Genomic DNA, 24,854 nt, shown 5'->3' with positions numbered 1-24,854 from the left:
GGAGAGCAGACCTGCATTAGCCGGTGAAATATGGAACGGTTCACCCTTCAGGAAGAAAGCCAGATAGTTATAAAGTGAGGTAAATGCGCCGAAGATAATAAAGCTGATGACAAACGCCAGCGCCAGATTTTTGTTTTTGAAATGCGATGCTGCCCCTTTTACCATTCGCATCACGTTCAGGTTTTGCGTAGGAGTGAAGTTTTTGGATTCAGGCAGAAGGAATTTCACCAGAATAGCAACCGCAATCAGACTGACGGCAAAGCCGTAAAAGATGACATGAATAGAAACGTGATCGATAAGCTGACTGGCAACAATACGGCCGGACATGCCGCCCATCGAGTTACCGAAGACAAAATATCCCGTGACGATCCCTGCTGCTACCGGTGCGACTTCCTCACTGATGTAGGCGGTTGCCGCTGCCGCGATACCGCTCAGCGCCAGACCAATCACCGCACGCAGCGCCACCAGCATCGCCCAGGACTCCACCAGCGGGCAGAGCAGCGTCAGGATCCCGCCCAGCAGAAGGGAGACAATAATTAACCGCTTCCTGCCATAGTGATCGGATAACGTTCCGGTAAACAGCAAGCCAATTGCCAGCAGCGCCGTTTCTGCTGACAGGATAATACTCACCTGACTGACTGGCACATTATATTCCACAGCCAGCGTCGGCAGCAGAGGTTGAATAAAAAACAGAGAAGCAAGTTCAGCAAGCCCGGATAATGCCAGCGCCAGAATTACGCGAATATGCGCACTGGCTTTTACCGGCTCAGATGCTTTCTGGGTATTGTTAGCATGCGTTAACGCCATAATAACCTCAGTATTATAGTTAAGGTACAGAATTTCGTTGTGTAAGGCAGATGTTTTTCGGATTTTATTTAATCAACTTCAGAGAGCATTTTCTCAGGTACGCAAACAACGCCTTCAAATAATTTACGTGAAGTACGAATAACCGCCGCACGGGTATTTTCGATATTGTTATCTTCCCTCAATAGTGACACCGATATTTTTCCACTTGGATGTTCGATATCAATAATATTGGTAAAACGATCCTTTGGTCGGTCGGCGATAATTTTCGCGGCGACGGATCCTTCAATGAGCGTCGCGGTCGAAATACCAATTGATCCGGTAATCGCCAGTGATTTATGACAGGTGTGTGGCATGAAATAGCGCACCTGAAGCGTTCCGCCGTTACGCGCCTTGCTGAGCAGAACCGGTTTAGGGATCACTTTGTTGGACACGTCCCCTAAGCCCATCGCGGCGCCAGCCTGACGACGCAGATGTTCGAGCTTTTCTTTAAAAGCCTTATCAGCGTCCAGCTCTGCGGGTGACTCCCCTCCTGTTTTTCCCAGGGCTGAGGCGTCAATCAATACCATGGGCATTGCCATATCGATACAGGTGACTTCAATTCCGTCGAATTCGTTTGTCACACTCTCCGTTGGCAGTAATTTTCCTGTTTTAGAACCCGCAGAATTCAGGAACGTTAAGCCAATGGGCGCAGCGGTACCCGGCACACCGTCAATCTGGGTATCGCCTTCATACACGACCCGGAAATCTGGCGTTTGCACTTCCGCATCAACCAGAGTCCCGGTATTAAGATTACGGATCCGCACCGTCGTTACCGGGCTTTGCGCCTTCACCAGCCCTTTTTCTATCGCAAAGGGCCCCACGGCACAGAGCATGTTGCCGCAGTTGGGTGTGGTATCGACGCGACGTTCGTTGACCATCACCTGCGCAAAGAGATAATCCACATCAGCGTCCGGGCTGTCGGAAGGACTGACGATGGCCACCTTACTGGTTTGCGGGCTTCCTCCGCCAATACCGTCAATTTCAAGTTCATGGCCCGCGCCCATCAGGCTGAGTAAAACCGCATCACGCGCTTCGGTTTCCGCAGGCAGGTCGCTGGCCAGAATGACGGGACCTTTTGATGTCCCGCCACGCATTAATACACATGGGATCTTAAGCATGTCTTTTTCTCATTTCACTTTTATCAGGAGCGCAATAAGGTTTTCACACTCCAGTTGATAACTCTAATGTCAAAAAAAGCGGGATTAATACGTTTTGCACATTAATAACCCTTGCGTTATCGTGGTTTAAGAAAAGCGAAAATGGGATGCAGACATGCAACATGAATTACAGGGAATACAAGCGTTTGTAAAAATTGCAGAAATCGGATGTTTTACAAAAGCGTCGCAATTTCTTCATATTTCACAACCGGCGTTAACACGAAGAATTCAAAAACTGGAAGAAAGTCTGGGTACCACGCTGTTTGAGCGTTCAACGCGCAGCGTCAAGCTCACAACGGTGGGAAGAGAATTTTTACCTAAAGCAAAGAATTTAATCGATTTTTATGAAAGCTCAGTCCTGAGTATTAAAGAGATGGCGACGCATCAGGCCGGGGTTATTACAGTTTCCTGTATCCCTATTGCCGCCTTCTATTTCCTGCCTTCCGTGATACGAGATTATAACAATGACTACCCAAACATCCGGATCCGCATCCTTGAGCACAGTGCCAGCGATTGTCTCGAAGCGGTTTTAAATGGCGACGCAGATTTCGGTATAAATATGATAAACATCACACATCCGAATATCGATTTTGCCCCGCTGGTGAACGAACCTTTTGTTCTGGCATGCCGCCGCGACAATGAACTGGCGAAAAAACCGCTGGTGACCTGGGACGATCTGGCAGGCATGAAGCTGATTGGGGTCAGGCGTTCCAGCGGGAACCGTTCGCTTATCGATCAGGCGTTCGAGAAAATGGCCTGGAAACCGAACTGGTTTTATGAAGTGCGTCATCTGTCAACGTCACTGGGGATGGTGGAAGCGGGTCTTGGCGTCTCTGTCGTTCCCAGCCTGGCGATGCCGACCGATGAACATCATATTCTGGTCAGCCGTCCGCTGATTGAACCCGTCATACGCCGCACCCTGGGGCTGGTACAGCGCCGGGAAACAACCCTGAGCCCGGCGGCGGAGAAGTTCCGGGAGATGGTTTTACATCTGTGGTCCGGTGAAAACCGCAGCCCCTGGATTGGCAAATTTACCCAGTTGTAACCGTCTCATATTGGCCCAAAAGTACCGGTATTGGTGTTCCAGGTGACTCCTGTCGTTGATGACTGTGCGAAATAATGGCTCCCGAACAGAACACAGAGGGAATTCACGTGAAGATATCCATTTTTCGTACGGCATTGCTGATTGGCATGATAAGTACGTTTTCCACTTACGCTACCGAACAGGAGACACCCCGGATGAATAGCAAAACAATTCGCGCGATGACGGGCGCAACGGCAACGCAATCTTTATCTGCTTCTGACACTGCGTTAATCGTCGTGGATATTCAAAACGAATATTACGCATCAAACGATTTTCGCGGTCAGATGGTTATCCCGGATGGCGAGAAAGTCCTTAAGAATAGCCAAAAACTGGTCAGCTATGCCCATCATATCGGGCTGCCGGTATACTTCGTGCGTCATCTGGGGCCGAAGGATAGCCCGCTGTTCGCCGAAGGGTCTGTCTATGCGCAATTCCATAAAGATCTGCAACCTTCTGCGCAAGACACTATTATCACCAAAACGACCCCCAGTTCTTTTGTTGGCACCGATCTGGATGCGCAATTAAAGAAAAAAGGGATTAAAACCGTGATTGTGATTGGTCTGATGACGCATATGTGCATTTCGTCTACTGCGCGTGACGCCGTCCCCCTGGGTTACAGCGTGATTATTCCAGAAGATGCAACAGCAACACGCGATCTGGATGACGGTCAGGGTGGCGTGGTGGATCACAAAACACTGCAACGTGCGGCATTAGCCGGTGTTGCCGATGTATTCGCTGAGATAATGACCACTGAAGACGTTATAGCACTGCCAGTCACAAAATAAGACCGGACTTAAACCCTGTCGCCAGCCAGACTTCTATACTGGCTGGCACATGGAGACTGATATGACGTTGAAAATTGGTATTGTGGTATTTAATGGCATCATCCCTTTTCACCTGTCGGTGCCGTATGCCGTGTTTGAGAAAGCGCTGACGCCGAAAGGTGAGCCACTTTGTCAGCTGGTTGTTTGCGCCACGACGCCTGGTGTGCTTAAAACCAATGCGGGTTTTTCTATCGTTGTTGAGCGCGGGCTGGATGGGTTGGCCGGAATGGATATGGTCATCGTCCCAAGCTGGGATGTCCCTGAGCATGTTCCTGAACCAGAACTTTTGCAGGCCTTGCAAAATGCCCATGCCGCAGGAGCACGTATTATCGGTTTGTGTATGGGCGCGTTTGTTGTCGCAGCCGCCGGGCTATTAAAAAACCGGCCTGCGACAACGCACTGGCGATGGGCAGCTGACTTTCAGCGCCTTTACCCCTGTGCGCAAATGAATAATGACGTACTTTATATCGATGATGGTGACGTTGTCACTTCTGCAGGAACAGCGGCCAGTATCGACTGCTGTCTGCATCTGGTGCGTCAGGCATGGGGAGCAGAAGTGGCAAACAGCGTCGCGCGTTTGCTGGTTGTACCGTCCCATCGTCAGGGTGGACAGCGGCAATATGTCGAATTACCGGTTCAGAATACGCGTCGCGGGGATAATTTCACCAACGCGCTGGCCTGGGCAACGGAGAACCTTGCGCTCGCCCTCACGCTGGACTGCGTGGCGGAAAAGGCCTGTATGAGCCGCCGCAGCTTTACCCGGCGTATTCAGCAAACAACCGGGGAGAGTTTTTCGCGCTGGCTGCTGAACCAACGCATTAACGTCGCGCAACGTTATCTCGAAAAAACTGACCAGCCGGTGGATGACATTGCCGAGCGGGTCGGGTTTCCCTCGACAACCTCCTTGCGTCGTCACTTTAACAATCGGCTGAATACGTCGCCTTCCCGCTATCGACGCGAATTTCGCGGCCGATAGCGGTCCAGGTTATTTCCCGTGCGTATCAAAACCCGCCATCACTGCCGTCAGCTCTGCCAGTGAAAAACCGTGTTTCGCATCATCAACGCCCAGCCCAAAGCGCGTCTGCATCAGTTGATACAGCGCCGCGGCATCGGGGAGATGGATCTGCTCCTCCACATGGCCGTTCTGCCAGTGGGTAAAGTTGAAGTTGGTTAGCGTCAGCTTGCCGCCATCCGGCAGATGGCGACACATCAGCAGATGGTGACGGAAATGCGACTGCGGCCAGTGCGCCGACCAGAAATTCCCCATCACATAATCACTGAAATACTGCGTTGTCAGGTCAAAGTGGTACATCGACTGCCAGTGCTCGTGGTGTCGGAACTGCAGCACCCAGTCGTTGCCTTCGCTCAGCAGACGATACAGCCCGTGCGGCGTCTCCTGTTCTTCGCTAGCGAGCAGACGAATCGGCGCCGTCAGCGTCTGGCCGCCAAACCCAACGTCGGCAATCCATCGCTCGCCGTTAAGCTCAACTAACAGCAGGCGGTGCGTACGCGGCGGCATTTGCGGCGGATTAGCTAATACGACGCGCCCGAGCACGCTACGCACCGTAAACCCGACCTCGCGCAAGACTCGCTCGAACAGGCCGTTTTGCTCAAAGCAGTATCCCCCACGTCTCCCTGTCACCAGTTTGTCGACCAGGCACTGATCGTCAAGCTGGATTTCGCGCGGCAGGACGACATCGATATTCTCAAAAGGGATCGCACAGTTGTGATGCAAATGCAGCGCTCGCAGGGTGTCGATATCAACAGAGGCCGGCTGCTTCCAGCCGATACGAGCGTAATAGGCAGTCAGAAAGGGGGACATATATCAGTTTCCTTTGATAGTGATGCTGTGTTTATAAACTAATTCTACGTGTCCACTTTGATTTCCGTGCTTTTTCTGCATACTCATCTTTGTAGATGAGGAGATCCTATGAGCCACTTTCGCCCTGTTGAATTACGGCATGCCAGCCGTCTGCTGAACCACGGCCCCACCGTACTTATCACCAGCCGGGATGAAACCCTGGACAGACGCAACGTTATGGCCGCCGCTTGGTCCATGCCTGTGGAATTTGAACCGCCGCGCATCGCTATTGTGGTGGATAAAAGCACCTGGTCGCGCGAACTGATTGAACGCAGCGGAAAGTTTGGCATCGTCATTCCCGGCGTGGCTGCAGCCAACTGGACCTGGGCGGTGGGTAGCGTCAGTGGACGTGATGAAGACAAATTCAACTGTTACGGCATCCCGGTGGTAAACGGTCCCGCGCTCGGCCTGCCCGTCATAGAAGAAAAATGTCTGGCATGGATGGAGTGTCGGTTATTACCCGTCACATCCGCAGCAGAAAAGTACGATACGTTGTTTGGCGAAGTGGTTTCAGCGGCAGCGGATGAGCGCGCGTTTGTCGAAGGACGCTGGCAGTTTGACGGTGATAAGCTGAATACGCTGCATCATCTGGGCGCGGGGACGTTTGTGGCGAGTGGGAAGATGGTGAAGGCGCTGGATTGATTGCCTAAATCATATCTTACTGAATTATAGTAAAATTCTATGGCATTTTATGTTTACAATAATGATGCGAAACGGAGGATATTTTCGGAGTTGTTTCTTAGAACTCTTTTATTAAGGAAATATCTCATGTCATGGAATAAAGATGGTGCAATCTCGTATGCCAAATCACACGCCCAACCGAAAAGTACGGGGTATTGTGCTCGCTACGTCACCGAAGCAATCAGAACCGGTGGAAAATACGCACTGTTCAGGCACGACTAATGAAAATACTCTACTTTTTTCTCTTTGCCCTGTCTCCGTTCGCGGTTGCTGGAAGTGTCTATGCCCCAGAGCAGGCAGCGCTCAAATTCAACCAATGGTATATCGCGCAGCTGAATCAGGACAAACCGCCGGTTCTCAATCCAGACATCATGCATGAATACGTTGCCTCAGGGACAATTGCTGCAATTAAGGAAATGTACTCAGGGGATAGTAACGAGAAAGACATGCCTGATGCGGATATGTTCATTAAAGCGCAGGATTGGGATGAGGACTGGAATCAGATAACCGTCCTGCATTCTGATTTTGATGCCGTTTGCACAAACGTTTATATCGCGTTTGGTAAGAAACAAGATCACGTTGTAGCAGATTGTCTCGTTCAGGAAAAAGGGAAATGGAAAGTTCGATCGGCCACGCTGATCAAGTAATTAACTGACAGCCCCCCTGCTACAGCAGCAAAAACACATGGTAGCCCAATGACTACCATGTGTAATTAACTAACTACTTCGCACGCCGCGCAATAATCTCATCCGCCACATTTCGCGGAGCTTCCGCAAAATGATGGAACTCCATCGTATACGTCGCGCGTCCCTGGGACATTGAGCGTAATGTCGTGGCGTAACCAAACATCTCCGCCAGCGGTACATCCGCGCGAATAATCTGGCTTCCGTACTGCTCTTCCATGCCCTGAACCATGCCACGACGGGAAGAGAGATCGCCCATAATATTGCCGGCATACTCTTCGGGTGTTTCCACCTCCACGTGCATGATCGGCTCAAGGATCACCGGATCCGCCCTGCGCGCCCCCTCTTTAAAGCCGAGGATTGCCGCCATGCGGAAGGCCATCTCCGAGGAGTCGACATCGTGATACGAACCAAACGTCAGCGTCGCTTTGACATCGACAACCGGATATCCGGCCAGCACACCGCTGTTCATGGCTTCACGCAGCCCTTTCTCAACGGACGGAATATACTCGCGCGGCACCACGCCGCCCTTGGTGGCATCTTCAAACGTAAAGCCACTGCCGGGCTCGGTCGGCTCCAGGCTCAGCACCACATGACCGTACTGCCCTTTCCCACCGGACTGACGGACAAATTTGCCTTCGATATCCTTCACCGCTTTACGCAAGGTCTCCCGGTAGGTGACCTGCGGACGGCCAATGTTCGCCTCGACGCCAAACTCACGCTTCATGCGGTCGACGATAATCTCCAGGTGCAACTCTCCCATCCCGGAAATAATGGTCTGACCGGACTCTTCGTCAGTATGCAGGCGGAAAGAGGGATCTTCCGCTGCCAGACGCTGCAGGGCGATCCCCATTTTCTCCTGGTCACCTTTCGTTTTCGGCTCGATAGCCAGCGAGATAACCGGATCGGGGAACTCCATGCGTTCCAGGGTGATCACCGCATTCGGGTCCGTTAAGGTGTCACCCGTGGTGACATCTTTCAGCCCAACGCAGGCCGCGATATCTCCGGCGCGCAGTTCGTCCACCTCATGGCGATCGTTGGCATGCATCAGCACGATACGCCCGATCCGCTCTTTCTTCCCTTTCACCGGGTTATACACCGCGTCGCCTTTGCGCAGCACGCCAGAGTACACGCGGATGAAGGTCAGCTGGCCGACGTACGGGTCACTCATCAGCTTAAACGCCAGTGCGGAGAATGGCTCATCATCGCTGGGATGACGCTCAGCGTGTTGCCCTTTTTCATCCACACCGTCGATAGCGGGCACGTCCAGCGGCGAGGGCATCAGCTCAATCACCGCATCGAGCATGCGCTGCACGCCCTTGTTTTTAAACGCGCTGCCGCACAGCATCGGCTGGATTTCACCCGAGATGGTGCGAATACGCAGCCCTCTGATGATTTCCGCTTCGTCCAGATCGCCCGTTTCCAGGTATTTATCCATCAGCTCGTCGCTGGCTTCCGCCGCCGCCGAGACCATTTTTTCCCGCCACTCCCGGGCGGTATTCACTAAATCATCCGGCACGGGCGCGTAGGTGAACACCATCCCCTGCGTGGCATCGTCCCATAGAATGGTGCGCATCTTGATGAGATCCACCACCCCGGTGAAGTGCTCTTCCGCGCCTACCGGGATCACAATCGGTACCGGATTCGCCTTCAGGCGCTCCTGCATCATCCGCACGACGCGGAAGAAATCGGCACCCGGACGGTCCATTTTGTTGACGAAGGCCAGACGCGGTACGTGGTATTTATTCGCCTGACGCCAGACGGTTTCGGACTGGGGCTGAACGCCGCCGACGGAGTCATACACCATCACGGCGCCGTCGAGGACGCGCATGGAACGTTCCACCTCAATGGTGAAATCCACGTGCCCCGGGGTGTCGATAATGTTGATCCGGTGCGGTTCAAAGCCTCTGTCCATACCCGGCCAGAAGCAGCTGACGGCCGCGGAGGTAATAGTGATCCCGCGCTCTTGCTCCTGCGCCATCCAGTCGGTTGTTGCCGCGCCATCGTGTACTTCGCCCAGCTTGTGGCTCATCCCGGTATAAAACAGGATGCGCTCGGTGGTGGTCGTTTTACCGGCATCGATATGCGCGGAGATACCGATGTTACGATAACGTTCGAGAGGAATGGGTCGGGGCATGATATTTCCTTAGTCTGTATGACGTCTCTGTGACGACCGGGATGGTCGCTTACTCATTCGTTTGCTATAATAGTCCTATTGTACGAGTATTATCGAACTATTTTTTAAGGGTTGACCTATTGTTGATATAGCTCAATCTGACACCCTGCGCAGGAAAACGATGATCCCTAACCATCCCGAAACTGAACAAATATTGCTGGAAAATGTGCTGTTTGCCCTCGGCAACCCGCTCCGGCTGTCGATTATTCGCCGCCTGTCCGATGGCAGCGAACTCAGCTGTAATGCGCTGCGTCCGGATGAAGTGGTGAAATCCACTATGACTCATCACTGGCGCGTGTTGCGCGACAGCGGGGTGATCTGGCAACGTCCACAGGGACGAGAAAATATGATCTCCCTGCGCAGAGAAGATCTGGATGCCCGCTTTCCGGGGCTAATGGAGATTTTGCTGCGTACACCGTAACCCGGTCGTGCCGGGAGGCGATTACACCTCCCGGCTTTGCATCAGGACGGCTGTGTTGTCGCGAATGTCTTCGCAATCATTTCAGCGGTTGGCTGTAATCCTCCGAGGCTCCACTGCTCAGGGTCGTGCTCATCAATACGGATCCAGACCGAGCGACGGAACTCGGGATCCCCTCTTCCCTCGATTTCCACCATCAAGTCCGTCATCCGGCGCAGCAGCTCGCTCTTCTGCTCGTCGTTCATGATCCCTTTAATCGTTTGTACATTCACAAAAGGCATTGTATTCTCCCTAATAACCAAGGTCTAAAAATCATACTCAGGTTAGAAAGGAAAACCGCCGGTGTCAAAAGAAAAATCGTTGCCTTACCTCTCGCCCGAACTGTGCGGTCTGGCTGAAGGGGCAAAAATCGTGGGCGATCAATGGATTTTGCTGATCCTGAGGGAGGCGTTTTACGGCGTGACGCGCTTCGAAACCATGCGTAGCCATACCGGGATCACGAAACAAACCTTAGCGACGCGTTTAAAACTGATGACGGAGCTGGGGCTGCTCTCCCGAATACCTTACCGGGAAGAAGGGGCACGGGAACGCTATGAGTACCAGCTTACCGAAAAAAGCCGCACCCTTGCCCCGGTACTTCTGGCGCTGATGGAATGGGGACACAGACAGGTGTTACACACCGCACCGCATTTAACACTGGTGGATAAAGAGACAGGCGATCCGTTGCATATTGGCTATGTGAATACGCAGGGTCATGAGGTGAAACCCCATCAGGTGCAGATTGTGCCGACACCAAAGGGGTAAGCCCGGCAACGTTACCCGGCTTACCCGCAGCATGTTACATTATCCACCCCATCAGCAGCGTGGCGATGATCACCGTCGACGCGCCGCCGATGCGGGTCGCAATCTGTGCAAACGGCATGAGGGACATCCGGTTAGAGGCGGACAAAATGGCCACGTCCCCTGTCCCGCCCAGACCGCTATGGCAGCAGGTGACGATGGCCGCTTCCACAGGATACATGTTCAGACGCGACGCAATAAAGTAGCCGCTCAGCGCCATCGCAATCACCACCGAACCGCACACCACCACGTACCCCACCGAGAAGACTGAGACCACGCTCTCAAGCGGCACGTATAACATCCCGAGGCCAATCATCAGCGGCCAGACCAGCGCAGCGGAGACAAATTTATAGCAGCTGTGCGCCCCCTGCTCCATGGAGGCCGGGATCACGCTGAAGTATTTGCACAGCACGGCAATCAAAATCATCAGCACCGGGCCGGGAATGTGGACCAGTTTTTCAAACAATCCGCCGACGATGAAAAACGCGCACACCATCAGTAATCCGCCCCCCATCAGATGAAAATCCGTCTGTTGAGCACTTTGCGCCCCTGCAAACAGGCTGGTGTCTTCTTTACTGCGCGTGAGCATGCCGTTTCCAGAAAGCGCCGGACGTTTGGTCCCGAGACGCGCCAGCGAGCCTGCACACACAATGGCGAAAATATTCCCCACGACCGCAGCGGGTGCCAGTTGCGCAACAAAAACATCCGGCGTTTGTCCCAGTATTGCCGAATAGGCCAGGGAGAGGGGCAAAATTCCCTCGCCAATCCCGCCGCCAATGATGGGCACAATGATAAAGAAGAAGGTGTGGTAAGGCGTATAACCAAACAGTGATCCCATAATGAGCCCGGTTAGTATGGCCATGAATGTCCCCGCCACCAGCGGAACAAACATGCGCATCATCCCCTGAATGAGCAGTACCCGGTTCATCCCCAGAATACTGCCGACCACCAGGCAGGCGATGACGAAATAGAGCAGATTCGCCTCTTTCATCAGCAGATGCACCGTATCAAGGGTCTGTTTCCCGAAGACCCCAAAATAGACCAGCACAGAGGGGACCATCAGGCAGAGGATCGCCGGACCGCCGATATCTTTCAGCAAGGGGATCTGACGCCCTACTTTGGCAAACGCGAAACCGAGCGTCATGATGACCGCGAGACCACCGATCATATTTTTCGGCAGCAGCCCTGCCCAGGCGGACGTCGCCACAATGGCGGCGATCCCGACAAACAGCATCAGCGGAACCGCGCCCACCTCGGTATTGTTGAGCCCAAAGGCAAAACGCGAGGTCGACAGTTCAGAAGTCGGTACAGGATTATCTTTCATATAATCACCTGAAAATTGTGTTCGGATAAACAGAGAAAGGAATAAACTGAAATCTATTCCTGATAGCAATAAATGTTCTTTAATATAAAAATAATGACTTACGTGGCCTTTTCTTAAAACAGGCTCAGCGCGAAATTAACATGGAGAAACGCAGGGAAATGTGAACAACACAACTCTTTTATTTTAAATAACTTAATTCATTATTATGTAACTAAAGTTAATGACAGCCATTCAGGTAATCTTTTTGAAATTAATAAAACCAGAGAGATTGTGACCCTTATCACTCCTGCCCTGCAGGCTAACCGTTAGATTAGCGCTGCAACAAAACAGATAAAATACTGACATGAAAACATCAAACTTCATGCCTGCCCGCTTGTTTTCTCAATCTGTTTTATTAGAAAATTCAGGAGTTAACCATGTCCCGCAAAGAAGTTCTGTACACCCCCTATAACGGAGCCGTACTGCTGGAAAATCCGTTATTAAATAAAGGTCTCGCCTTTATTAAAGAAGAGCGAGATCATTTTAATCTGCATGGTTTATTACCGCATAATGTGGAAACCATTGAGGAACAAACCGAACGCGCGTGGATACAGTTCTGCCATTTTAAAAGCGATATTTCCCGCCATGTTTATCTGCGCAACATTCAGGATACCAATGAAACTCTCTTTTACAATCTTCTGCGTTCACATCTGAAAGAAACGTTACCGATAATCTATACCCCGACCGTAGGGGAAGCCTGCGAGCATTTCTCTACCATTTATCGTCGTGCGCGCGGTTTATTTATTTCATGGCCTAACCGTCACCGTATCGATGAGATGCTGCAAAGTTTCTCGCGCAACGACATTCGGGTGATTGTCGTCACGGACGGGGAGCGTATTTTAGGGCTTGGCGATCAGGGGATAGGCGGTATGGGTATTCCGATTGGTAAGCTGTCGCTGTATACCGCCTGCGGAGGGATCCATCCGGCCTCCACGCTCCCGATCATGCTGGATGTCGGCACCAACAATCAGCAGCACCTGGAAGACCCGATGTACATGGGCTGGCGCCATCCGCGCATCACCGATGACCAGTACGCGGAATTCATGGATATGTTTATCAGTACCGTCAAGGCGCGCTGGCCCAACGTTCTTCTGCAGTTTGAAGACTTTGCCCAGAAAAACGCCACCAGACTGCTGCAGCGCTACCGCGACCAGCTGTGCTGCTTCAATGATGATATTCAGGGCACTGCAGCCGTCACCGCCGGTACGCTGATTGCGGCGGCGCATGCCGCGGGCACGCGCATACGCGATCAGCGGGTAGTGTTCCTCGGCAGCGGTTCTGCGGGGTGCGGGATCGCCGAAAAAATTGTTGCGCTGATGGTGGATGACGGTCTAACCGAATCCGAAGCCCGCAGCCGGATCTTTATGGTCGATCGCTTCGGTCTGCTGACCGACGACATGACCAACCTGCTCGATTTCCAGAAAAACCTGCTTACCGCCCGCGAAACCGTTTGTCACTGGCCGGTAGAGGCGAAAAATATCTCGCTACTGGACGTGGTGAAGAACGCGCATCCGACGGTGATGATTGGCGTTTCCGGCCAGCCTGGACTGTTCAGCGAAGAGATTGTCAAAGAGATGCATCGCCACTGTCCGCGCCCCATTATCATGCCGCTCTCAAACCCGACGTCGCGGGCAGAGGCACAGCCGCAGGATCTTATCGCCTGGACCCAGGGTGCCGCGCTGGTCGCCACCGGCAGCCCGTTCGCCCCGGTATTCTGGGAGAATGCGCACTACGAGATCGCCCAGTGTAATAACGCCTATATCTTCCCGGGCCTGGGACTGGGTGTGCTGGCCTGTGAGGCTCGCCGTGTGACGGAAGAGATGTTGATGGCGGCAAGCCGCAGCCTGGCCGCGCAGTCTCCGCTGGTGACGACAGAAAGAGGAGGATTGCTGCCACCGGTAGATCAGATTGAAACGGTCTCACGTCAGATTGCCGTTGCCGTCGCCCGCGCCGCAATTGCACAGGGCGTCGCCCCGGCAATAGATGATGAAGCGTTGATGGCGCGTATCGAGAAGACCTGGTGGCAGGCGGACTATGCGCCTTACCGCCGTTCCGCGCTGTAGCGCCGGTCACGCCCTCACCGCAGGGTGAGGGCATCGCTGAAGTTTTAGTGCTGTACGCCTGAGCGGTCAGAAAAATCGCCGGCGGAGAGAATATCATTCCGTGGAGCCGTCTGTTTCTGGCGGGCATAGCGGTCCGGTACCCCTTCGGGACGCGTTTTGAAGCGACGGTGCAGCCACATATACTGCTCCGGCGCCATCCGTACCGCGTGCTCAATCGCCCTGTTCATCTGCGTCGCCACGGCTTCTTTATCGCCGCCCTGCAGCGCCTCGCTGATATCCTCAAGAATAATCAGTTCGTAACCTGAGCCGTTCGCCCTGCGACGCGGCACGAAGGGGACGACGGCAGGCCGTGCGCTTTTGACCAGCATATAGCTGCCCGCCGTCGTGGCGGCATCCGGCACCGCAAAAAACGGCACAAAGACGCTATTGGTCTTCCCATAGTCATGGTCCGGGGCGTACCACAAGATTTCATTCTGCTTCAGCGAGCGGATCATGCCTTTTAAATCATGGCGATCGAGCATGGTTTTATTGGAACGCAGACGCCCGCGGGTCTGCAGCCAGTCCAGCAACGCATTATTGTTGGGACGGTAGACCCCAATGCCCGGGTTAAGCATGCCAAAGATCCGCGCGCCCAGCTCAAGGGTAAGAAAGTGCATACCAACGAGCACCACCCCATTGCCTTTCTCACGCGCCTTTTCCATATGTTCATACCCGGTCACGGTATAGCATTTCCGCACCCGCCACGCAGGCCAGAACCAGGCCATACCGGTTTCGATGACGCCCATGCCTACCGATTCGAAATTACGCTGCAGCAAGGTTTCGCGTTCGTCCGCGCCCATCTCAGGAAAGCAGAGTTCAAGGTTACGGCGGGCAATCGCGACGCGGCGAGGGAGTAAACGCATCGCCAGTCGGCCAAGGCCATGACCGATCCGGAACAACAGCGGATAAGGCAGCAGCATGATGAGCCACAGTGCGGCAATGCCTGTCCAGCTTAGCCAGTACCGGGGATGAAGAAAGGCGAGTGAAAACCGGGGTAATTTTGTCATCAGAAAATTATCCTTTAACGTGTCTGTCCTTAACTGATTCGGTTGAAGATCTTTCCTAAGGATTTATGAAATGTCAGTCAGAAACGTGAAGTGTAGCGGATAAGACAAAACTCATTTTTACGATTTTTGCGAAAAGCGGAAAGCCGGGAAGGACAAAGCCGCTCCCCGGCAGACGATCTTACATTGAATAGCCGGGCTTTTTGATCAGCTCGTCCAGCTTTGGTCCTATTTCGATATCCCAGACCTGCGCTTTCCAGTCCTCGGGATTCACCTGGTTCAACGCCACCGACACTGAACTGTCTTTACTGTTGAAATGGCGAATAATCACCTCGGCAATATCCGCCGCCAGGGCGTTTTTTTGTTCGTCGTTCAAATCACGGGGAAAACATTTGATATCTACGTGTGGCATGTGCAGGCTTCCGGTTGTGAATGAGGGTTCCACGTTATCAGATAATATTGTTTGCCTTTAACACCTTGTGCAGTTCCGGCAGCTGGCATACGGTGTCCGCAATGGCCGTCAGCTTCGGCGTATTTTCCGCAAACCAGGCGTGACGAGGCCCCCAGGTACGCGCCACGGTAATATACACATCCAGCAGCGTCAGCCGTTCACCCAGCGCAAACGGGGCCGCCCTGAGCTGGTTTTCGAACCACAAATAGAGAGATTTCCGGTACTCAATGCAGTTTTTCTGCAGCTGTTCCGGTGCGTCCGGCACCCAGCGTTCGGGATAATCTGCATACGTGAAGGTGGGATAGACGTTCGCCACAAACCAGATGAGCAGACGCTGAAACTGCTGACGTTCAGCCTGACCCACGGGCGGAGCCAGATCGGGACAACGGTCGAGCACCATCAGGGCTATTGCCGCCGTTTCGGTCATGATCGCGCCATTTTCCAGCTCCAGCGTCGGCACCTGACACAGCGGGTTCAGTTTTTGCAGTAACTCACGCTGCGGACCAGGTTGGTCAAACCCGTCCACGTTGATAAAGTGATAGGGAATATCTGCCAGGGTCAGCATCACTTCACTGATTGCCGAGCCCCAGCCGGGTACGCCATAAAGTTTAATCATTTTGCCCCCTCAGGAGTGAAAATCCTAAGTGTAGAGCACCATTAGTAGGTTATCCCAGGCGGGTTGACCTCCGATTGTTCCACCGCCTCGCCCTGCTCCCCCCAGCGCGCCAGCACTTTCTGGTACTCTCCGCGCTCAATCGCACCGTTGAGCGCGGCCTGCAGGGCATAAACCAGTTGATTGCCTTTTTTGGTCGTGGTGGCGACATAAGCTTTCTTCGGCCCCAAACCGACCACGCGGGTTTTGCCGGTCAGCGCCGCTTTATACGCCGAGACCGACTGCGGCCCGAAGAACACATCCGCCCTGCCGGACTGGATGTAAAGATTGCCCGAGGCATCGTCGTGGAGATAAACCGGCAACGCAGGCTCGCGTCCGGCCTTTTTGTTCTCCTCGTTCCAGCCCAGCAGAATACGTTCCTGATTGGTGCCCGAGCCGACAATCACTTTTTTACCCGCCAGGTCTTCCGCACGTTTAATCGACTGGATATCACTGGTCGACTTCACCGAAAACGCCAGCGAGTCGACGCGGTAGGTGGCGAAATCAAACTTCTCTTTACGCTGTTCGGTCACCGCAATGTTCACCAGCGCCACGTCGTAACGCCCGGAGGCGATCCCCAGCGGCCAGTCTTCCCACGCCGTCGGCACCAGCTTCAGCTTCAGCCCCAGACTGCCCGCCAGCAGGCGGGCGATATCCGGGTCGCTGCCAATCCGCGTGCGGTTATCGCTGGCCAGCAGCGCCAGCGGCGGGGAGTTCAGCATCGAGATGGCAACCGTCAGCGTTCCCGGCTCAACAAATTTATAACTGGCGGGGATCTTCGCCACAGCCTGCCGATCCACCGTCACCGGCAGCGGCTGCTCGTTGGCTTTTAAATCAATGCTGGCGTGGCTGGCGGCTGAAAAGATCAGCCCCGCCAGAAGTCCATATTTCATTGTCGCTCCTTACAGCACTTTAGAGAGAAACTGGCGCGTTCGCGGGTGCGACGGACGGTTTAACACCTCGTCGCTGCTTCCCTGCTCGACAATTTTTCCGTCGACCATAAACACCACCTGATCCGCCACCTCCCGGGCAAAGCCGATCTCGTGGGTGACCACCACCAGCGTGGTGCCGGATCGGGCCAGCTTCTTGATCACATCCAGCACTTCACCCACCAGCTCCGGATCAAGCGCCGAGGTGGGTTCATCAAACAGCATCACCCGAGGTCGCAGCGCCAGCGCGCGGGCAATGGCAATGCGCTGCTGCTGGCCGCCGGAAAGATGGCGGGACCAGGCGTCCGCTTTATCCCGCAGCCCCACCACATCCAGCAGGCTGTAGGCCCTTTCCACCGCCTCTTTCTTGCTGAGTTTTTTATGCGCGACCGGCGCTTCAATCAGGTTTTCCAGCACCGTGAGGTGCGGAAAGAGATTGAAGTTCTGAAACACATAGCCCACGTTGACCCGCTGCTTAAGGATCTCCTTCTCTTTCAGTTCAAAGAGTTTGTCGCCCTGACGGCGATAGCCAATGTAGTCGCCGTCAATCTGGATAAAACCTTCGTCGACGCGCTCCAGGTGGTTAATGGTGCGCAGCAGCGTCGATTTGCCCGACCCGGATGGCCCGAGGATCACCGTCACGGACCCTGGGGGGATCTCAAGCGTTACGTTGTCGAGTGCTTTATGGCGACCGAAATATTTACTGACGCCGGTAATCGAAATATGTCCTTCAGGAGAGGCTGGCATGGACGGGCTCCTGTGCTGGCGTGGCGGTGACAGAGCGGCTACGCCGGGTGGCGCGGTTCTGGTTAACGGCAGAACGGCGTTCGCTACGGGCAAGTGCGCGTTCGACACCGTACTGGATAGCGGACAAGACGGTGGTAATAACGAGGTACCAGGCGGCCCCGACCATCAGCAGCGGGATCACTTCCTGGGTGCGGTTGTAGATCATCTGAATGGTATAAAACAGCTCCGGCATCGCCAGGACGTACACCATCGCCGTGCCCTTGGCGAGGCTGATGATCTCATTGAAGCCCGACGGCAGAATGGTGCGCAGCGCCTGAGGTAAAATGATGCGCACCGTACGACGCCAGGCCGGCAGGCCGAGCGCGGCCGCTGCCTCATACTGCCCGTGGTCAACGCCGAGGAAGCCGCCGCGAATAATTTCGGCGGTATAGGCGCTCTGTACCAGCGTCAGCCCCACCACCGCAGTGGAGAACTGCCCCAGCACGTTGATGGTTTCAAAGCTGCCCCAGGTGATGCCGGTGAACGGCACGCCGAGCGAGAGCGTGTCGTAGAGATAGGAAAAGTTGTACAGGATGATCAGCACCACGATCAGCGGCAGCGACCGGAAGAGCCAGATGTAGGCCCACGCCAGGCTGCTCAACAGCCAGGACGAAGAGAGTCGCGCCAGGGCCAGCATGCCGCCAAACACGACGCTCAGCGCGGTGCCGATCAGCGTCAGCAGCAGGGTCTGACCGACACCGTCGAGGATCACCGGGTCGAAGAACCAGCGGGCGAACACGCCCCACTCCCAGCGCGGGTTAAAGGCCACGGACTGAATCACGACCGCCAGGACAAACAGCGCCACCGCGGCGCCGACGGTCCGCAGCGGATAACGCGCCGGGACCACCTTTATGGTTTCAACGTTGCTCATCGTCGTTCCTCATGCGGTTTTACTGAACGCTTCGCGTACCAGCGTTTTGGTGAAACGCAACCGACCATCAAACGGCGGCTGGCTATACTCTTCCGGATCCCGGTTCAGATCGAACTGCGGCTGATAGCCCTGGCTGAGATAGAGCCGGACCGCTTCCGGCTGGCGAAAACCGGTGGTCAGGTAGATCTGGCTATACCCCGCCAGCACCGCCCTGCGTTCCAGCTCCTGCACCACTCGCCCGGCAAGTCCCTGCTGACGCAGGGATTTATTGGTCCAGATACGCTTAATCTCTGCGGTCCGTTCGTCATAGGGCTTGTAAGCGCCGGTGGCGATAATTTCCCCGTCACGTTCCAGGACGATAAACAGTCCCTGCGGCGCTAAATACCATTCCGTCAGCTCCACTTCCGCATCTTTAGAGAAGTAGTCCCCGTAACGGGCGGCATATTCCCCGAACAGCCCCTCGATGATGGGCTGGAGTTCGGCATCTTCCGGCGAGACATCACGAAATTGTTCGCGCATAGCGCCTCCTTAATCACCCAGGCCAGCCGGGTTCACTTCTGACTGAGGAATGCGCTCAACCCCTTCCCCCCAGCGGTTCAGCACTTTGTCGTAATCGCCGTTTTTGATCACGCCGTTCAGCGCGATTTGTACCGGCTCAACCAGCCCGCTGCCTTTTTTCAGCGTCACCGCGATATGCGCCGCCTTCGGCCAGCCGCCGTCGACGCTACCCACCAGTTTGGTTTTGCCGTTCAGCGCCGCTTTCCACGCGCCAATCACGTTCGGACCAAAGTAGGCATCCGCACGCCCGGACTGCAGCGCCAGGGTTTGAGCCGCATCATCTTTGGTGTAGATCGGAGTAAAGGGTTTCAGCCCCTTCTTCAGGTTTTCCGCGTTCCATGCCAGCAGGATGGACTCCTGGTTGGTGCCGGAGCCCACGATGATCCGCAGCCCGGCGATGTCTTCCGCCTTCTGCAGCGAGGTAATCGGGCTGGTGGATTTCACGTAGAAACCGAGGGAATCCTTACGGTAGGTGGCAAAATCAAATTTCTGTTTGCGTTCTTTGGTGACGGTAATATTGCTGATGGCCGCATCGTATTTGCCGGAGGCGACCCCCAGCGGCCAGTCTTCCCACGAGGTGGGCACCACGTTCAGCTCCAGCCCGAGGCTGTCCGCCACCAGACGAGCAACGTCGACCTCGCTGCCCAATAGCGTTTTGTTGTCATCGGAAAACACCGTCAGCGGCGGCTGGTTAAGCCCCGCCACCGCCACGGTAAATTTTCCCGGTACGGCAAAGCGATAGTCTTTCGGCAACCGGGCGATGGCATCGCCGTTTTTGGCAGTGTTGATCGGCGTTTTATTGGCCTCGATGCTCACGCCGGTGCCGTTAATGTTCACATTCTCTGCCCAGACGGCAGGGGTAAAGGCCAGCGCGAGCGCCAGAATAAGCGATGTTTTCTGCATAGCGGTGTTCTCTTTTATTGTTGTGTGAAGTGATTTTTCGGTTGGTCCAGACCTAAGCTTTCGCGCAGCGTGGTACCCGGGTAGTCGGTGCGGAACAGGCTGCGTGCCTGCAGAACCGGCACGACCTGGTCCACAAAGCGCGGGAAGGTGTCCGGCGTGCCGCCCTGAATGATGAAGCCGTCGGCGGCATAGCCTTCAAACCAGGCCTGCAGACCGTCGGCCACCTCTTCCGGCGTACCGGAAAAGCGTGGACGCGGCGAAGCGGCTTCCAGCGCCACCTGACGCAGGGTTAAGTTGCGCTCGCGGGAGTTCCGCTTGATCTCATCGGTAGTGCTGCGGAAGCTGTTTTTGCCTAAGTCGCCGATATCCGGGAACGGTTCGTCGAGCGGATACTGGCTGAAATCATGATGTTCGAAATAACGCCCGAGGTAATTAAGGGCATCATTAATCGACACCAGCGCCGCCGTGGTTTGATACTGGTTTTCCACGTCCTCTGCATCTTTTCCCACAATCACGCTGACGCCCTGGAATATATGTAAATCCGACGGGCGGCGGCCGTGAGTTTCCAGCTGCTGTTTCACGTCGCGGTAAAAGGCTTTTGCCTCGTCGAGGGTTTCATGGTGGGTGAAAATGGCGTCGGCATGTTTCGCCGCCAGTTTTTTCCCGTCCTCCGACGCGCCGGCCTGAAAGACAATCGGACGTCCCTGCGGGGTACGGCCAATATTCAGCGGTCCGGCGACCTGGAAGAAATCACCATGGTGCTCCAGGGTGTGCAGTTTTGCCGGGTCAAAGAACTGACCGCTCTCTTTGTTGCGCACAAAGGCATCTCCTTCCCAGGAGTCCCACAGCCCTTTCACCACGTCGAGATACTCGTCGGCAATCCGGTAGCGCAACGCATGTTCAGGGTGTTTTTCGCGGGAGAAGTTCTTCGCCGAACCTTCCAGCGGCGAGGTCACCACGTTCCAGCCCGCGCGGCCATTGCTCAGATGGTCGAGGCTGGCGAACTGGCGGGCCGTGGTAAAGGGCTCGCTGTAGGAGGTGGATAAGGTTCCCACCAGCCCCAGGCGCGAGGTGATGCTTGCCAGCGCAGATAACACCGTTAACGGTTCAAAGCGGTTTAAAAAATGCGGGATCGATTTTTCGTTAATATAAAGACCGTCGGCAACGAATAAGAAATCGAGTTTGCCCTCTTCCGCCTTTAATGCCGTCGCTTTGACGAAATCAAAATTGATACTGGCATCGGCGATGGCCTCAGGGTGGCGCCAGGCGGACATATTCCCGGATGCACCATGCAAAATGGTCCCGAGCCGCAGTTGACGATGTGCAGACATATTCACCTCTTCAGAATTAAACGTGTTGCAGGGCTTTTTCCGCAAGCTGTGCAAAATAGCGGGCAGCGGGCTCGATTAATGCTTCGTCCGGGTTAAACGCCGGGTGATGTAAACCATATGCACTATTGCTGCCAATGCTGACAAACGCGCCGGGTATGGACTGCAGATAGACCGCGAAATCTTCCCCGCCCATGTGTAACTCGGCGTGCCGGGTTTCATAGCCCGCCTCCCGGGCAACTGAGGTAGCAAATGCCGCCCAGCGTTCGTCATTGACCAGCGCGGTGGGTCCGGCATACCAGGTAATATCAATCTGCGCGCTGAAGGCGCTGGCAAACCCGGCGGCAATCTCGCCCACGCGGGCTTTCACGTTCTGCTGTACCTCCGTGCGATGGGTACGCAGCGTGCCTTCCAGCTCGACGCTTTCCGGCAGCACGTTCCAGGTGTTGCCGCCCGCAATGCGCGTCACGCTCAGCACCACGGAATCCAGCGTGTTGACGTTGCGGCTGGCGACACTTTGCAGCGCCGTCACCAGCTGGCTCGCCAGCACGATGGCATCGTTACCTTCATGCGGACGTGCGGCATGCGCGCCTTTGCCGGTAATGCGAATCACAAAGCGGTCGACGTTGGCATAGAACGGCCCGCCGCGGGTGGCGAATTCACCGACCGGCAGGCCGGGCTCGTTATGCATACCGAAAATCGCGCTGACATCCCGCAGGGCACCGGCCCGCACCATGCTCTTCGCGCCGCCAAAGTTCTCTTCGGCAGGCTGAAACAGGATCCGCACCCGGCCGTTAAGCGAAGCTTCCCGCTCTTTCAGCTTTAACGCCGCACCGAGGATGACGCTGGTGTGGATGTCGTGTCCGCAGGCGTGCATCACCCCTGCCTGCTGCGAGCTAAACGGTACGCCGCTACGCTCTTCAATCGGCAGGGCATCGATATCTGCGCGCAACGCAATCAGCTTGTTGCCGGAACCAATTTCCGCAACCAGCCCGGTCGGCAGATCGTAAGGCAGCGGCGTAATGCCCGCCGTTGTCAGCCACTGGCGCAGGCGTGCGGTGGTCTCGACTTCCTGACCGGACAGTTCCGGGTTCTGGTGCAGCTCGCGACGCCAGGCAATCAGTTGTTCGCCAAAGCTCATACGGTAACCTCCCTGTTAAGACGGGCCTCGGCCAGCAAACGCAGTGACGCCACGCGCGTGGCACCGTCTGCTACCGGGGTATCAATAATAAATTCGTCAATGCCCCACGTTTCATGGAGGGCGTTAAGGTGTTCAAGCACGGATTCCGCCGTGCCCGCCAGCAGAGATTGCGCCCGACGCGCAATGCGTACCGGCTCACTCCCTGCCTGACGCGCGAACGCGTAAGCCTGCTCTTCGCTGGCCACCGTGACGCGCTGGCCGTTGGCCAGCTCAACGCCCCACACTTCCACCTTCTGCGCCAGGGCATCCGCCTCGGCCTGGGACTGCGCCACAATCACCTGCACCGCCACCATCACATCGCGGACGCTGTTTTCACGCCAGGTGGCGATCACCTCGCGCAGCAGATCCGGATCGCCATTCAGGTGCGCGGCAAAAACAAAGTGCCAGTCGAGGCTGGCGGCCAGCAGCGCGCTTTCGCGACTCGCGCCGAGCAGAAAACCCTGCGCAGGCGACGGCGGCAGCGGCGTGGCCAGAACGGCTTCCTCCGTTGACTGATGCTCAGGACGGATCCAGCGGTCGAGCTGGGCCAGCTGTTCGGCAAAACTGCCCTTTTCCTGCTGATTCAGCCCCTGCTGCAGCGCGCGGGTCGAGAGCGGCAGACCGCCCGGCGCTTTTCCGACGCCGAGATCCACGCGGCCTGGCGCCAGCGCGGCCAGAACGTTGAAGTTCTCGGCGACTTTATACGGGCTGTAGTGCTGAAGCATCACGCCGCCGGAACCGACGCGAATGCGCGAGGTTTGCCCGAGGATCCAGGCAATCAGCAGTTCCGGTGAGGGGCTGGCAAGTTGGGGGGTGTTGTGGTGTTCGGCAATCCAGAAGCGGTGATAGCCCAGATTTTCTGCCTGCTGCGCCAGCGCCAGGGTACGCGCCAGTGCATCGGCAGCCGTTTCGTGTTGAGCGATGGGGCTTTTATCCAGAATGCTGATTCGCCATGACATGTTGCGTTCTCGTTTGACTTAACATGTCGACATTATTAAAGGCGTATTTCACCACTGAGAAACAATTAATTTACATTTAGTTTGCCGGAAAACAGATATATAAAACCACGCTAAGAATATGTCTTCAGAGAGGCAATCAACGCATCCACCTGACTGCGGCGGGTAATACGGACAAAGCGAATGTGCGCGTAGCGCGGATTTTGCAGATCGGCTTCATAACGCCTGCGGTTGTTGCGCCAGGTTTTTATCGTCCAGATGATAATGGATTCTCTGCTCAGGAACGCGCGGCGAAAACTCTCCTTATTCCCCGTGCCTGGCCAAAGTTCCCGTTTATGCCAGGCCCGTTTGATGGCCCTGGTAACGGCCTGATACAGCGTGCGGGTAAACCCATAATCGACCCACACCACAACATCGACATGGCGCCATTTAACCGGGCGCGTGCGGTTATAGTTACCGTCAAGCATCCAGTCTGGCGACGCCTGCAGCGCCTGCTCCAGCGTTTCCTGAAACACGTCGTCCGGGGTTCCCTGCCAGTCAGGGCGCCAGTAGAGTTGGTCCATCTCGATACAGGGAATGTCCAGCTCGGCCGCAATTTGCTTCGCCAGCGTGCTTTTTCCACTTCCGCTGGTTCCAACGACATTAATTTTCACTCAAGCCTCAGCCCGTTAACAAAAACTGACCAAATAATAACGTTTTCATCCTGTTAACGAAACGCTATTTCAGCAGGGCAATTTTACCTGGGAGGCGAAGTGCACGACGCGCCTTAAGCAGGCGATTGTCGTGTCTGGCGGTTAGCCGTTCGGGTACTGCTCGTCGGTGACTTTTTCCATCCACTCTACCGGGCTGCCGTTTTCCGATTCGGCGATGGCGATATGCGTCATCGCCGTTTGCGCGCTTGCCCCGTGCCAGTGCTTCACGCCGGGTGGGATCCAGGCGATATCGCCCTGATTCAGCACTTCTGCCGCTTTGCCCCACTCCTGTAGCCAGCCGCGCCCCTGCGTCACAATCAGCGTTTGTCCCAGGGGGTGCGTATGCCACGCCGTGCGCGCGCCCGGCTCAAAGGTCACGGTTGCCCCGCCGATGCGGGCAGGTTCGGTCGCCTGAAAGGGCGCGTCAATGCGGACGGTGCCGGTGAACCAGTCTTCTGGCCCCTTTGCTGAAGGTAATGAACCGCTGCGGATAATTTTCATGTTGTACT

25 protein-coding genes and 1 pseudogene are annotated in these 24,854 nt (G+C 55.2%); 8 read left to right on the top strand and 18 right to left on the bottom strand.

Features of this window, described 5'->3' with window-relative positions; genetic code table 11:
• A partial coding sequence (locus C5687_RS16450; protein WP_146086288.1) for an MFS transporter occupies nt 1–807 on the bottom strand: 807 nt, incomplete at its 3' end.
• A gap of 68 nt (nt 808–875) precedes the next feature.
• Complete coding sequence (locus C5687_RS16445; RefSeq protein ID WP_104557389.1) at nt 876–1,964, bottom strand: 4-oxalomesaconate tautomerase; 1,089 nt, start codon at nt 1,962–1,964, stop codon at nt 876–878.
• 154 nt (nt 1,965–2,118) lie between these two features.
• On the opposite strand from C5687_RS16445, the gene C5687_RS16440 reads away from it, so the two are divergent.
• The 3 genes from C5687_RS16440 to C5687_RS16430 all read left to right on the top strand — a co-directional run bounded on the left by C5687_RS16440 (nt 2,119) and on the right by C5687_RS16430 (nt 4,887).
• A complete protein-coding gene (locus tag C5687_RS16440) occupies nt 2,119–3,048 on the top strand; it encodes a LysR family transcriptional regulator (RefSeq protein ID WP_104557388.1) in 930 nt (309 codons plus the stop codon).
• 146 nt (nt 3,049–3,194) lie between these two features.
• Nucleotides 3,195–3,872 carry a cysteine hydrolase family protein gene (locus C5687_RS16435; protein ID WP_238380489.1) on the top strand — a complete coding sequence of 226 codons (678 nt, stop codon included), beginning with the start codon at nt 3,195–3,197 and terminating at the stop codon, nt 3,870–3,872.
• A gap of 61 nt (nt 3,873–3,933) precedes the next feature.
• Nucleotides 3,934–4,887, top strand: a complete 954-nt coding sequence (locus C5687_RS16430) for a GlxA family transcriptional regulator (protein WP_104557386.1) — start codon at nt 3,934–3,936, stop codon at nt 4,885–4,887.
• A gap of 9 nt (nt 4,888–4,896) precedes the next feature.
• On the opposite strand, the gene nhoA is transcribed toward C5687_RS16430, so the two are convergent.
• On the bottom strand, nt 4,897–5,733 hold the full coding sequence (gene nhoA / locus C5687_RS16425; protein WP_104557385.1) for an N-hydroxyarylamine O-acetyltransferase: 837 nt from the start codon (nt 5,731–5,733) through the stop codon (nt 4,897–4,899).
• Nucleotides 5,734–5,841: 108 nt separating this feature from the next.
• On the opposite strand from nhoA, the gene C5687_RS16420 reads away from it, so the two are divergent.
• Nucleotides 5,842–6,414 carry a flavin reductase family protein gene (locus C5687_RS16420; protein ID WP_095440595.1) on the top strand — a complete coding sequence of 191 codons (573 nt, stop codon included), beginning with the start codon at nt 5,842–5,844 and terminating at the stop codon, nt 6,412–6,414.
• A gap of 260 nt (nt 6,415–6,674) precedes the next feature.
• Nucleotides 6,675–7,100, top strand: coding sequence for a DUF3828 domain-containing protein (locus tag C5687_RS16415; RefSeq protein WP_059386926.1), 426 nt, complete (start codon nt 6,675–6,677; stop codon nt 7,098–7,100).
• Between the two features lie 73 nt (nt 7,101–7,173).
• On the opposite strand, the gene fusA is transcribed toward C5687_RS16415, so the two are convergent.
• Nucleotides 7,174–9,273, bottom strand: coding sequence for an elongation factor G (fusA, locus tag C5687_RS16410; protein ID WP_047958695.1), 2,100 nt, complete (start codon nt 9,271–9,273; stop codon nt 7,174–7,176).
• A 160-nt stretch (nt 9,274–9,433) separates the two neighbouring features.
• Between fusA and C5687_RS16405 the strand changes: the two genes are divergently transcribed.
• Nucleotides 9,434–9,733: an ArsR/SmtB family transcription factor gene (locus C5687_RS16405; RefSeq protein ID WP_025760192.1), complete on the top strand. Its 300-nt coding sequence runs from the start codon at nt 9,434–9,436 to the stop codon at nt 9,731–9,733.
• 41 nt (nt 9,734–9,774) lie between these two features.
• On the opposite strand, the gene C5687_RS16400 is transcribed toward C5687_RS16405, so the two are convergent.
• A complete protein-coding gene (locus C5687_RS16400) occupies nt 9,775–10,011 on the bottom strand; it encodes a tautomerase family protein (RefSeq protein ID WP_025760193.1) in 237 nt (78 codons plus the stop codon).
• A gap of 61 nt (nt 10,012–10,072) precedes the next feature.
• Here C5687_RS16400 and C5687_RS16395 point away from each other — a divergent pair, with 61 nt between their 5' ends.
• On the top strand, nt 10,073–10,534 hold the full coding sequence (locus C5687_RS16395) for a winged helix-turn-helix transcriptional regulator (protein WP_025760194.1): 462 nt from the start codon (nt 10,073–10,075) through the stop codon (nt 10,532–10,534).
• Nucleotides 10,535–10,568: 34 nt separating this feature from the next.
• Here C5687_RS16395 and C5687_RS16390 read toward each other — a convergent pair whose 3' ends face one another.
• The gene (locus tag C5687_RS16390; protein ID WP_104557384.1) at nt 10,569–11,894 is read right to left on the bottom strand and encodes a 2-hydroxycarboxylate transporter family protein; all 1,326 of its coding nucleotides are present in this window, start codon (nt 11,892–11,894) and stop codon (nt 10,569–10,571) included.
• Between the two features lie 416 nt (nt 11,895–12,310).
• Here C5687_RS16390 and C5687_RS16385 point away from each other — a divergent pair, with 416 nt between their 5' ends.
• The gene (locus tag C5687_RS16385) at nt 12,311–13,996 is read left to right on the top strand and encodes an NAD-dependent malic enzyme (protein ID WP_104557383.1); all 1,686 of its coding nucleotides are present in this window, start codon (nt 12,311–12,313) and stop codon (nt 13,994–13,996) included.
• 44 nt (nt 13,997–14,040) lie between these two features.
• Here the strand turns inward: C5687_RS16385 and C5687_RS16380 are convergent, their stop codons facing one another.
• The 12 genes and pseudogenes from C5687_RS16380 to C5687_RS16320 all read right to left on the bottom strand — a co-directional run bounded on the left by C5687_RS16380 (nt 14,041) and on the right by C5687_RS16320 (nt 24,846).
• The gene (locus C5687_RS16380; protein WP_104557382.1) at nt 14,041–15,042 is read right to left on the bottom strand and encodes a Kdo(2)-lipid IV(A) acyltransferase; all 1,002 of its coding nucleotides are present in this window, start codon (nt 15,040–15,042) and stop codon (nt 14,041–14,043) included.
• Between the two features lie 178 nt (nt 15,043–15,220).
• Nucleotides 15,221–15,451, bottom strand: a complete 231-nt coding sequence (gene pptA, locus C5687_RS16375; RefSeq protein ID WP_059386920.1) for a tautomerase PptA — start codon at nt 15,449–15,451, stop codon at nt 15,221–15,223.
• A 37-nt stretch (nt 15,452–15,488) separates the two neighbouring features.
• The gene (locus C5687_RS16370; protein ID WP_025760199.1) at nt 15,489–16,106 is read right to left on the bottom strand and encodes a glutathione S-transferase family protein; all 618 of its coding nucleotides are present in this window, start codon (nt 16,104–16,106) and stop codon (nt 15,489–15,491) included.
• Between the two features lie 41 nt (nt 16,107–16,147).
• Nucleotides 16,148–17,035 carry an ABC transporter substrate-binding protein gene (locus C5687_RS16365; protein ID WP_045285032.1) on the bottom strand — a complete coding sequence of 296 codons (888 nt, stop codon included), beginning with the start codon at nt 17,033–17,035 and terminating at the stop codon, nt 16,148–16,150.
• Between the two features lie 9 nt (nt 17,036–17,044).
• Nucleotides 17,045–17,818, bottom strand: a complete 774-nt coding sequence (locus C5687_RS16360; RefSeq protein WP_045285033.1) for an amino acid ABC transporter ATP-binding protein — start codon at nt 17,816–17,818, stop codon at nt 17,045–17,047.
• Nucleotides 17,802–18,728, bottom strand: coding sequence for an amino acid ABC transporter permease (locus C5687_RS16355; RefSeq protein ID WP_045285034.1), 927 nt, complete (start codon nt 18,726–18,728; stop codon nt 17,802–17,804). The genes C5687_RS16360 and C5687_RS16355 overlap by 17 nt, the downstream gene beginning before the upstream one ends.
• Nucleotides 18,729–18,737: 9 nt before the next feature.
• Nucleotides 18,738–19,247: a GNAT family N-acetyltransferase gene (locus C5687_RS16350; RefSeq protein ID WP_045285035.1), complete on the bottom strand. Its 510-nt coding sequence runs from the start codon at nt 19,245–19,247 to the stop codon at nt 18,738–18,740.
• Between the two features lie 9 nt (nt 19,248–19,256).
• Nucleotides 19,257–21,520 (bottom strand): annotated as a pseudogene (locus tag C5687_RS25085) (NtaA/DmoA family FMN-dependent monooxygenase).
• Between the two features lie 16 nt (nt 21,521–21,536).
• Nucleotides 21,537–22,658, bottom strand: a complete 1,122-nt coding sequence (locus C5687_RS16335) for an amidohydrolase (protein WP_025759146.1) — start codon at nt 22,656–22,658, stop codon at nt 21,537–21,539.
• Entirely contained in the window at nt 22,655–23,656 is a 1,002-nt protein-coding gene (locus C5687_RS16330) for an LLM class flavin-dependent oxidoreductase (protein ID WP_104557380.1), read from the bottom strand. The genes C5687_RS16335 and C5687_RS16330 overlap by 4 nt, the downstream gene beginning before the upstream one ends.
• A 110-nt stretch (nt 23,657–23,766) precedes the next feature.
• Entirely contained in the window at nt 23,767–24,306 is a 540-nt protein-coding gene (locus tag C5687_RS16325) for an AAA family ATPase (RefSeq protein ID WP_104557379.1), read from the bottom strand.
• 141 nt (nt 24,307–24,447) lie between these two features.
• A complete protein-coding gene (locus C5687_RS16320; protein ID WP_095440584.1) occupies nt 24,448–24,846 on the bottom strand; it encodes a (R)-mandelonitrile lyase in 399 nt (132 codons plus the stop codon).
• Nucleotides 24,847–24,854: the final 8 nt, after the last annotated feature.

Source organism: Enterobacter sichuanensis (genome assembly GCF_002939185.1).
GTDB classification, from domain to species: domain Bacteria; phylum Pseudomonadota; class Gammaproteobacteria; order Enterobacterales; family Enterobacteriaceae; genus Enterobacter; species Enterobacter sichuanensis.
The sequence above is the reverse complement of the archived record's forward strand: the minus strand, read 5'-3'. Positions and strand labels throughout refer to the sequence as shown.

Coding starts and splice junctions, on each gene's coding strand:
- C5687_RS16445 (WP_104557389.1), bottom strand. CDS start 1,964: ATGCTTAAGATCCCATGTGTATTAATGCGTGGCGGGACATCAAAAGGT.
- C5687_RS16440 (WP_104557388.1), top strand. CDS start 2,119: ATGCAACATGAATTACAGGGAATACAAGCGTTTGTAAAAATTGCAGAA.
- C5687_RS16435 (WP_238380489.1), top strand. CDS start 3,195: ATGATAAGTACGTTTTCCACTTACGCTACCGAACAGGAGACACCCCGG.
- C5687_RS16430 (WP_104557386.1), top strand. CDS start 3,934: ATGACGTTGAAAATTGGTATTGTGGTATTTAATGGCATCATCCCTTTT.
- nhoA (WP_104557385.1), bottom strand. CDS start 5,733: ATGTCCCCCTTTCTGACTGCCTATTACGCTCGTATCGGCTGGAAGCAG.
- C5687_RS16420 (WP_095440595.1), top strand. CDS start 5,842: ATGAGCCACTTTCGCCCTGTTGAATTACGGCATGCCAGCCGTCTGCTG.
- C5687_RS16415 (WP_059386926.1), top strand. CDS start 6,675: ATGAAAATACTCTACTTTTTTCTCTTTGCCCTGTCTCCGTTCGCGGTT.
- fusA (WP_047958695.1), bottom strand. CDS start 9,273: ATGCCCCGACCCATTCCTCTCGAACGTTATCGTAACATCGGTATCTCC.
- C5687_RS16405 (WP_025760192.1), top strand. CDS start 9,434: ATGATCCCTAACCATCCCGAAACTGAACAAATATTGCTGGAAAATGTG.
- C5687_RS16400 (WP_025760193.1), bottom strand. CDS start 10,011: ATGCCTTTTGTGAATGTACAAACGATTAAAGGGATCATGAACGACGAG.
- C5687_RS16390 (WP_104557384.1), bottom strand. CDS start 11,894: ATGAAAGATAATCCTGTACCGACTTCTGAACTGTCGACCTCGCGTTTT.
- C5687_RS16385 (WP_104557383.1), top strand. CDS start 12,311: ATGTCCCGCAAAGAAGTTCTGTACACCCCCTATAACGGAGCCGTACTG.
- C5687_RS16380 (WP_104557382.1), bottom strand. CDS start 15,042: ATGACAAAATTACCCCGGTTTTCACTCGCCTTTCTTCATCCCCGGTAC.
- pptA (WP_059386920.1), bottom strand. CDS start 15,451: ATGCCACACGTAGATATCAAATGTTTTCCCCGTGATTTGAACGACGAA.
- C5687_RS16370 (WP_025760199.1), bottom strand. CDS start 16,106: ATGATTAAACTTTATGGCGTACCCGGCTGGGGCTCGGCAATCAGTGAA.
- C5687_RS16365 (WP_045285032.1), bottom strand. CDS start 17,035: ATGAAATATGGACTTCTGGCGGGGCTGATCTTTTCAGCCGCCAGCCAC.
- C5687_RS16360 (WP_045285033.1), bottom strand. CDS start 17,818: ATGCCAGCCTCTCCTGAAGGACATATTTCGATTACCGGCGTCAGTAAA.
- C5687_RS16355 (WP_045285034.1), bottom strand. CDS start 18,728: ATGAGCAACGTTGAAACCATAAAGGTGGTCCCGGCGCGTTATCCGCTG.
- C5687_RS16350 (WP_045285035.1), bottom strand. CDS start 19,247: ATGCGCGAACAATTTCGTGATGTCTCGCCGGAAGATGCCGAACTCCAG.
- C5687_RS16335 (WP_025759146.1), bottom strand. CDS start 22,658: ATGAGCTTTGGCGAACAACTGATTGCCTGGCGTCGCGAGCTGCACCAG.
- C5687_RS16330 (WP_104557380.1), bottom strand. CDS start 23,656: ATGTCATGGCGAATCAGCATTCTGGATAAAAGCCCCATCGCTCAACAC.
- C5687_RS16320 (WP_095440584.1), bottom strand. CDS start 24,846: ATGAAAATTATCCGCAGCGGTTCATTACCTTCAGCAAAGGGGCCAGAA.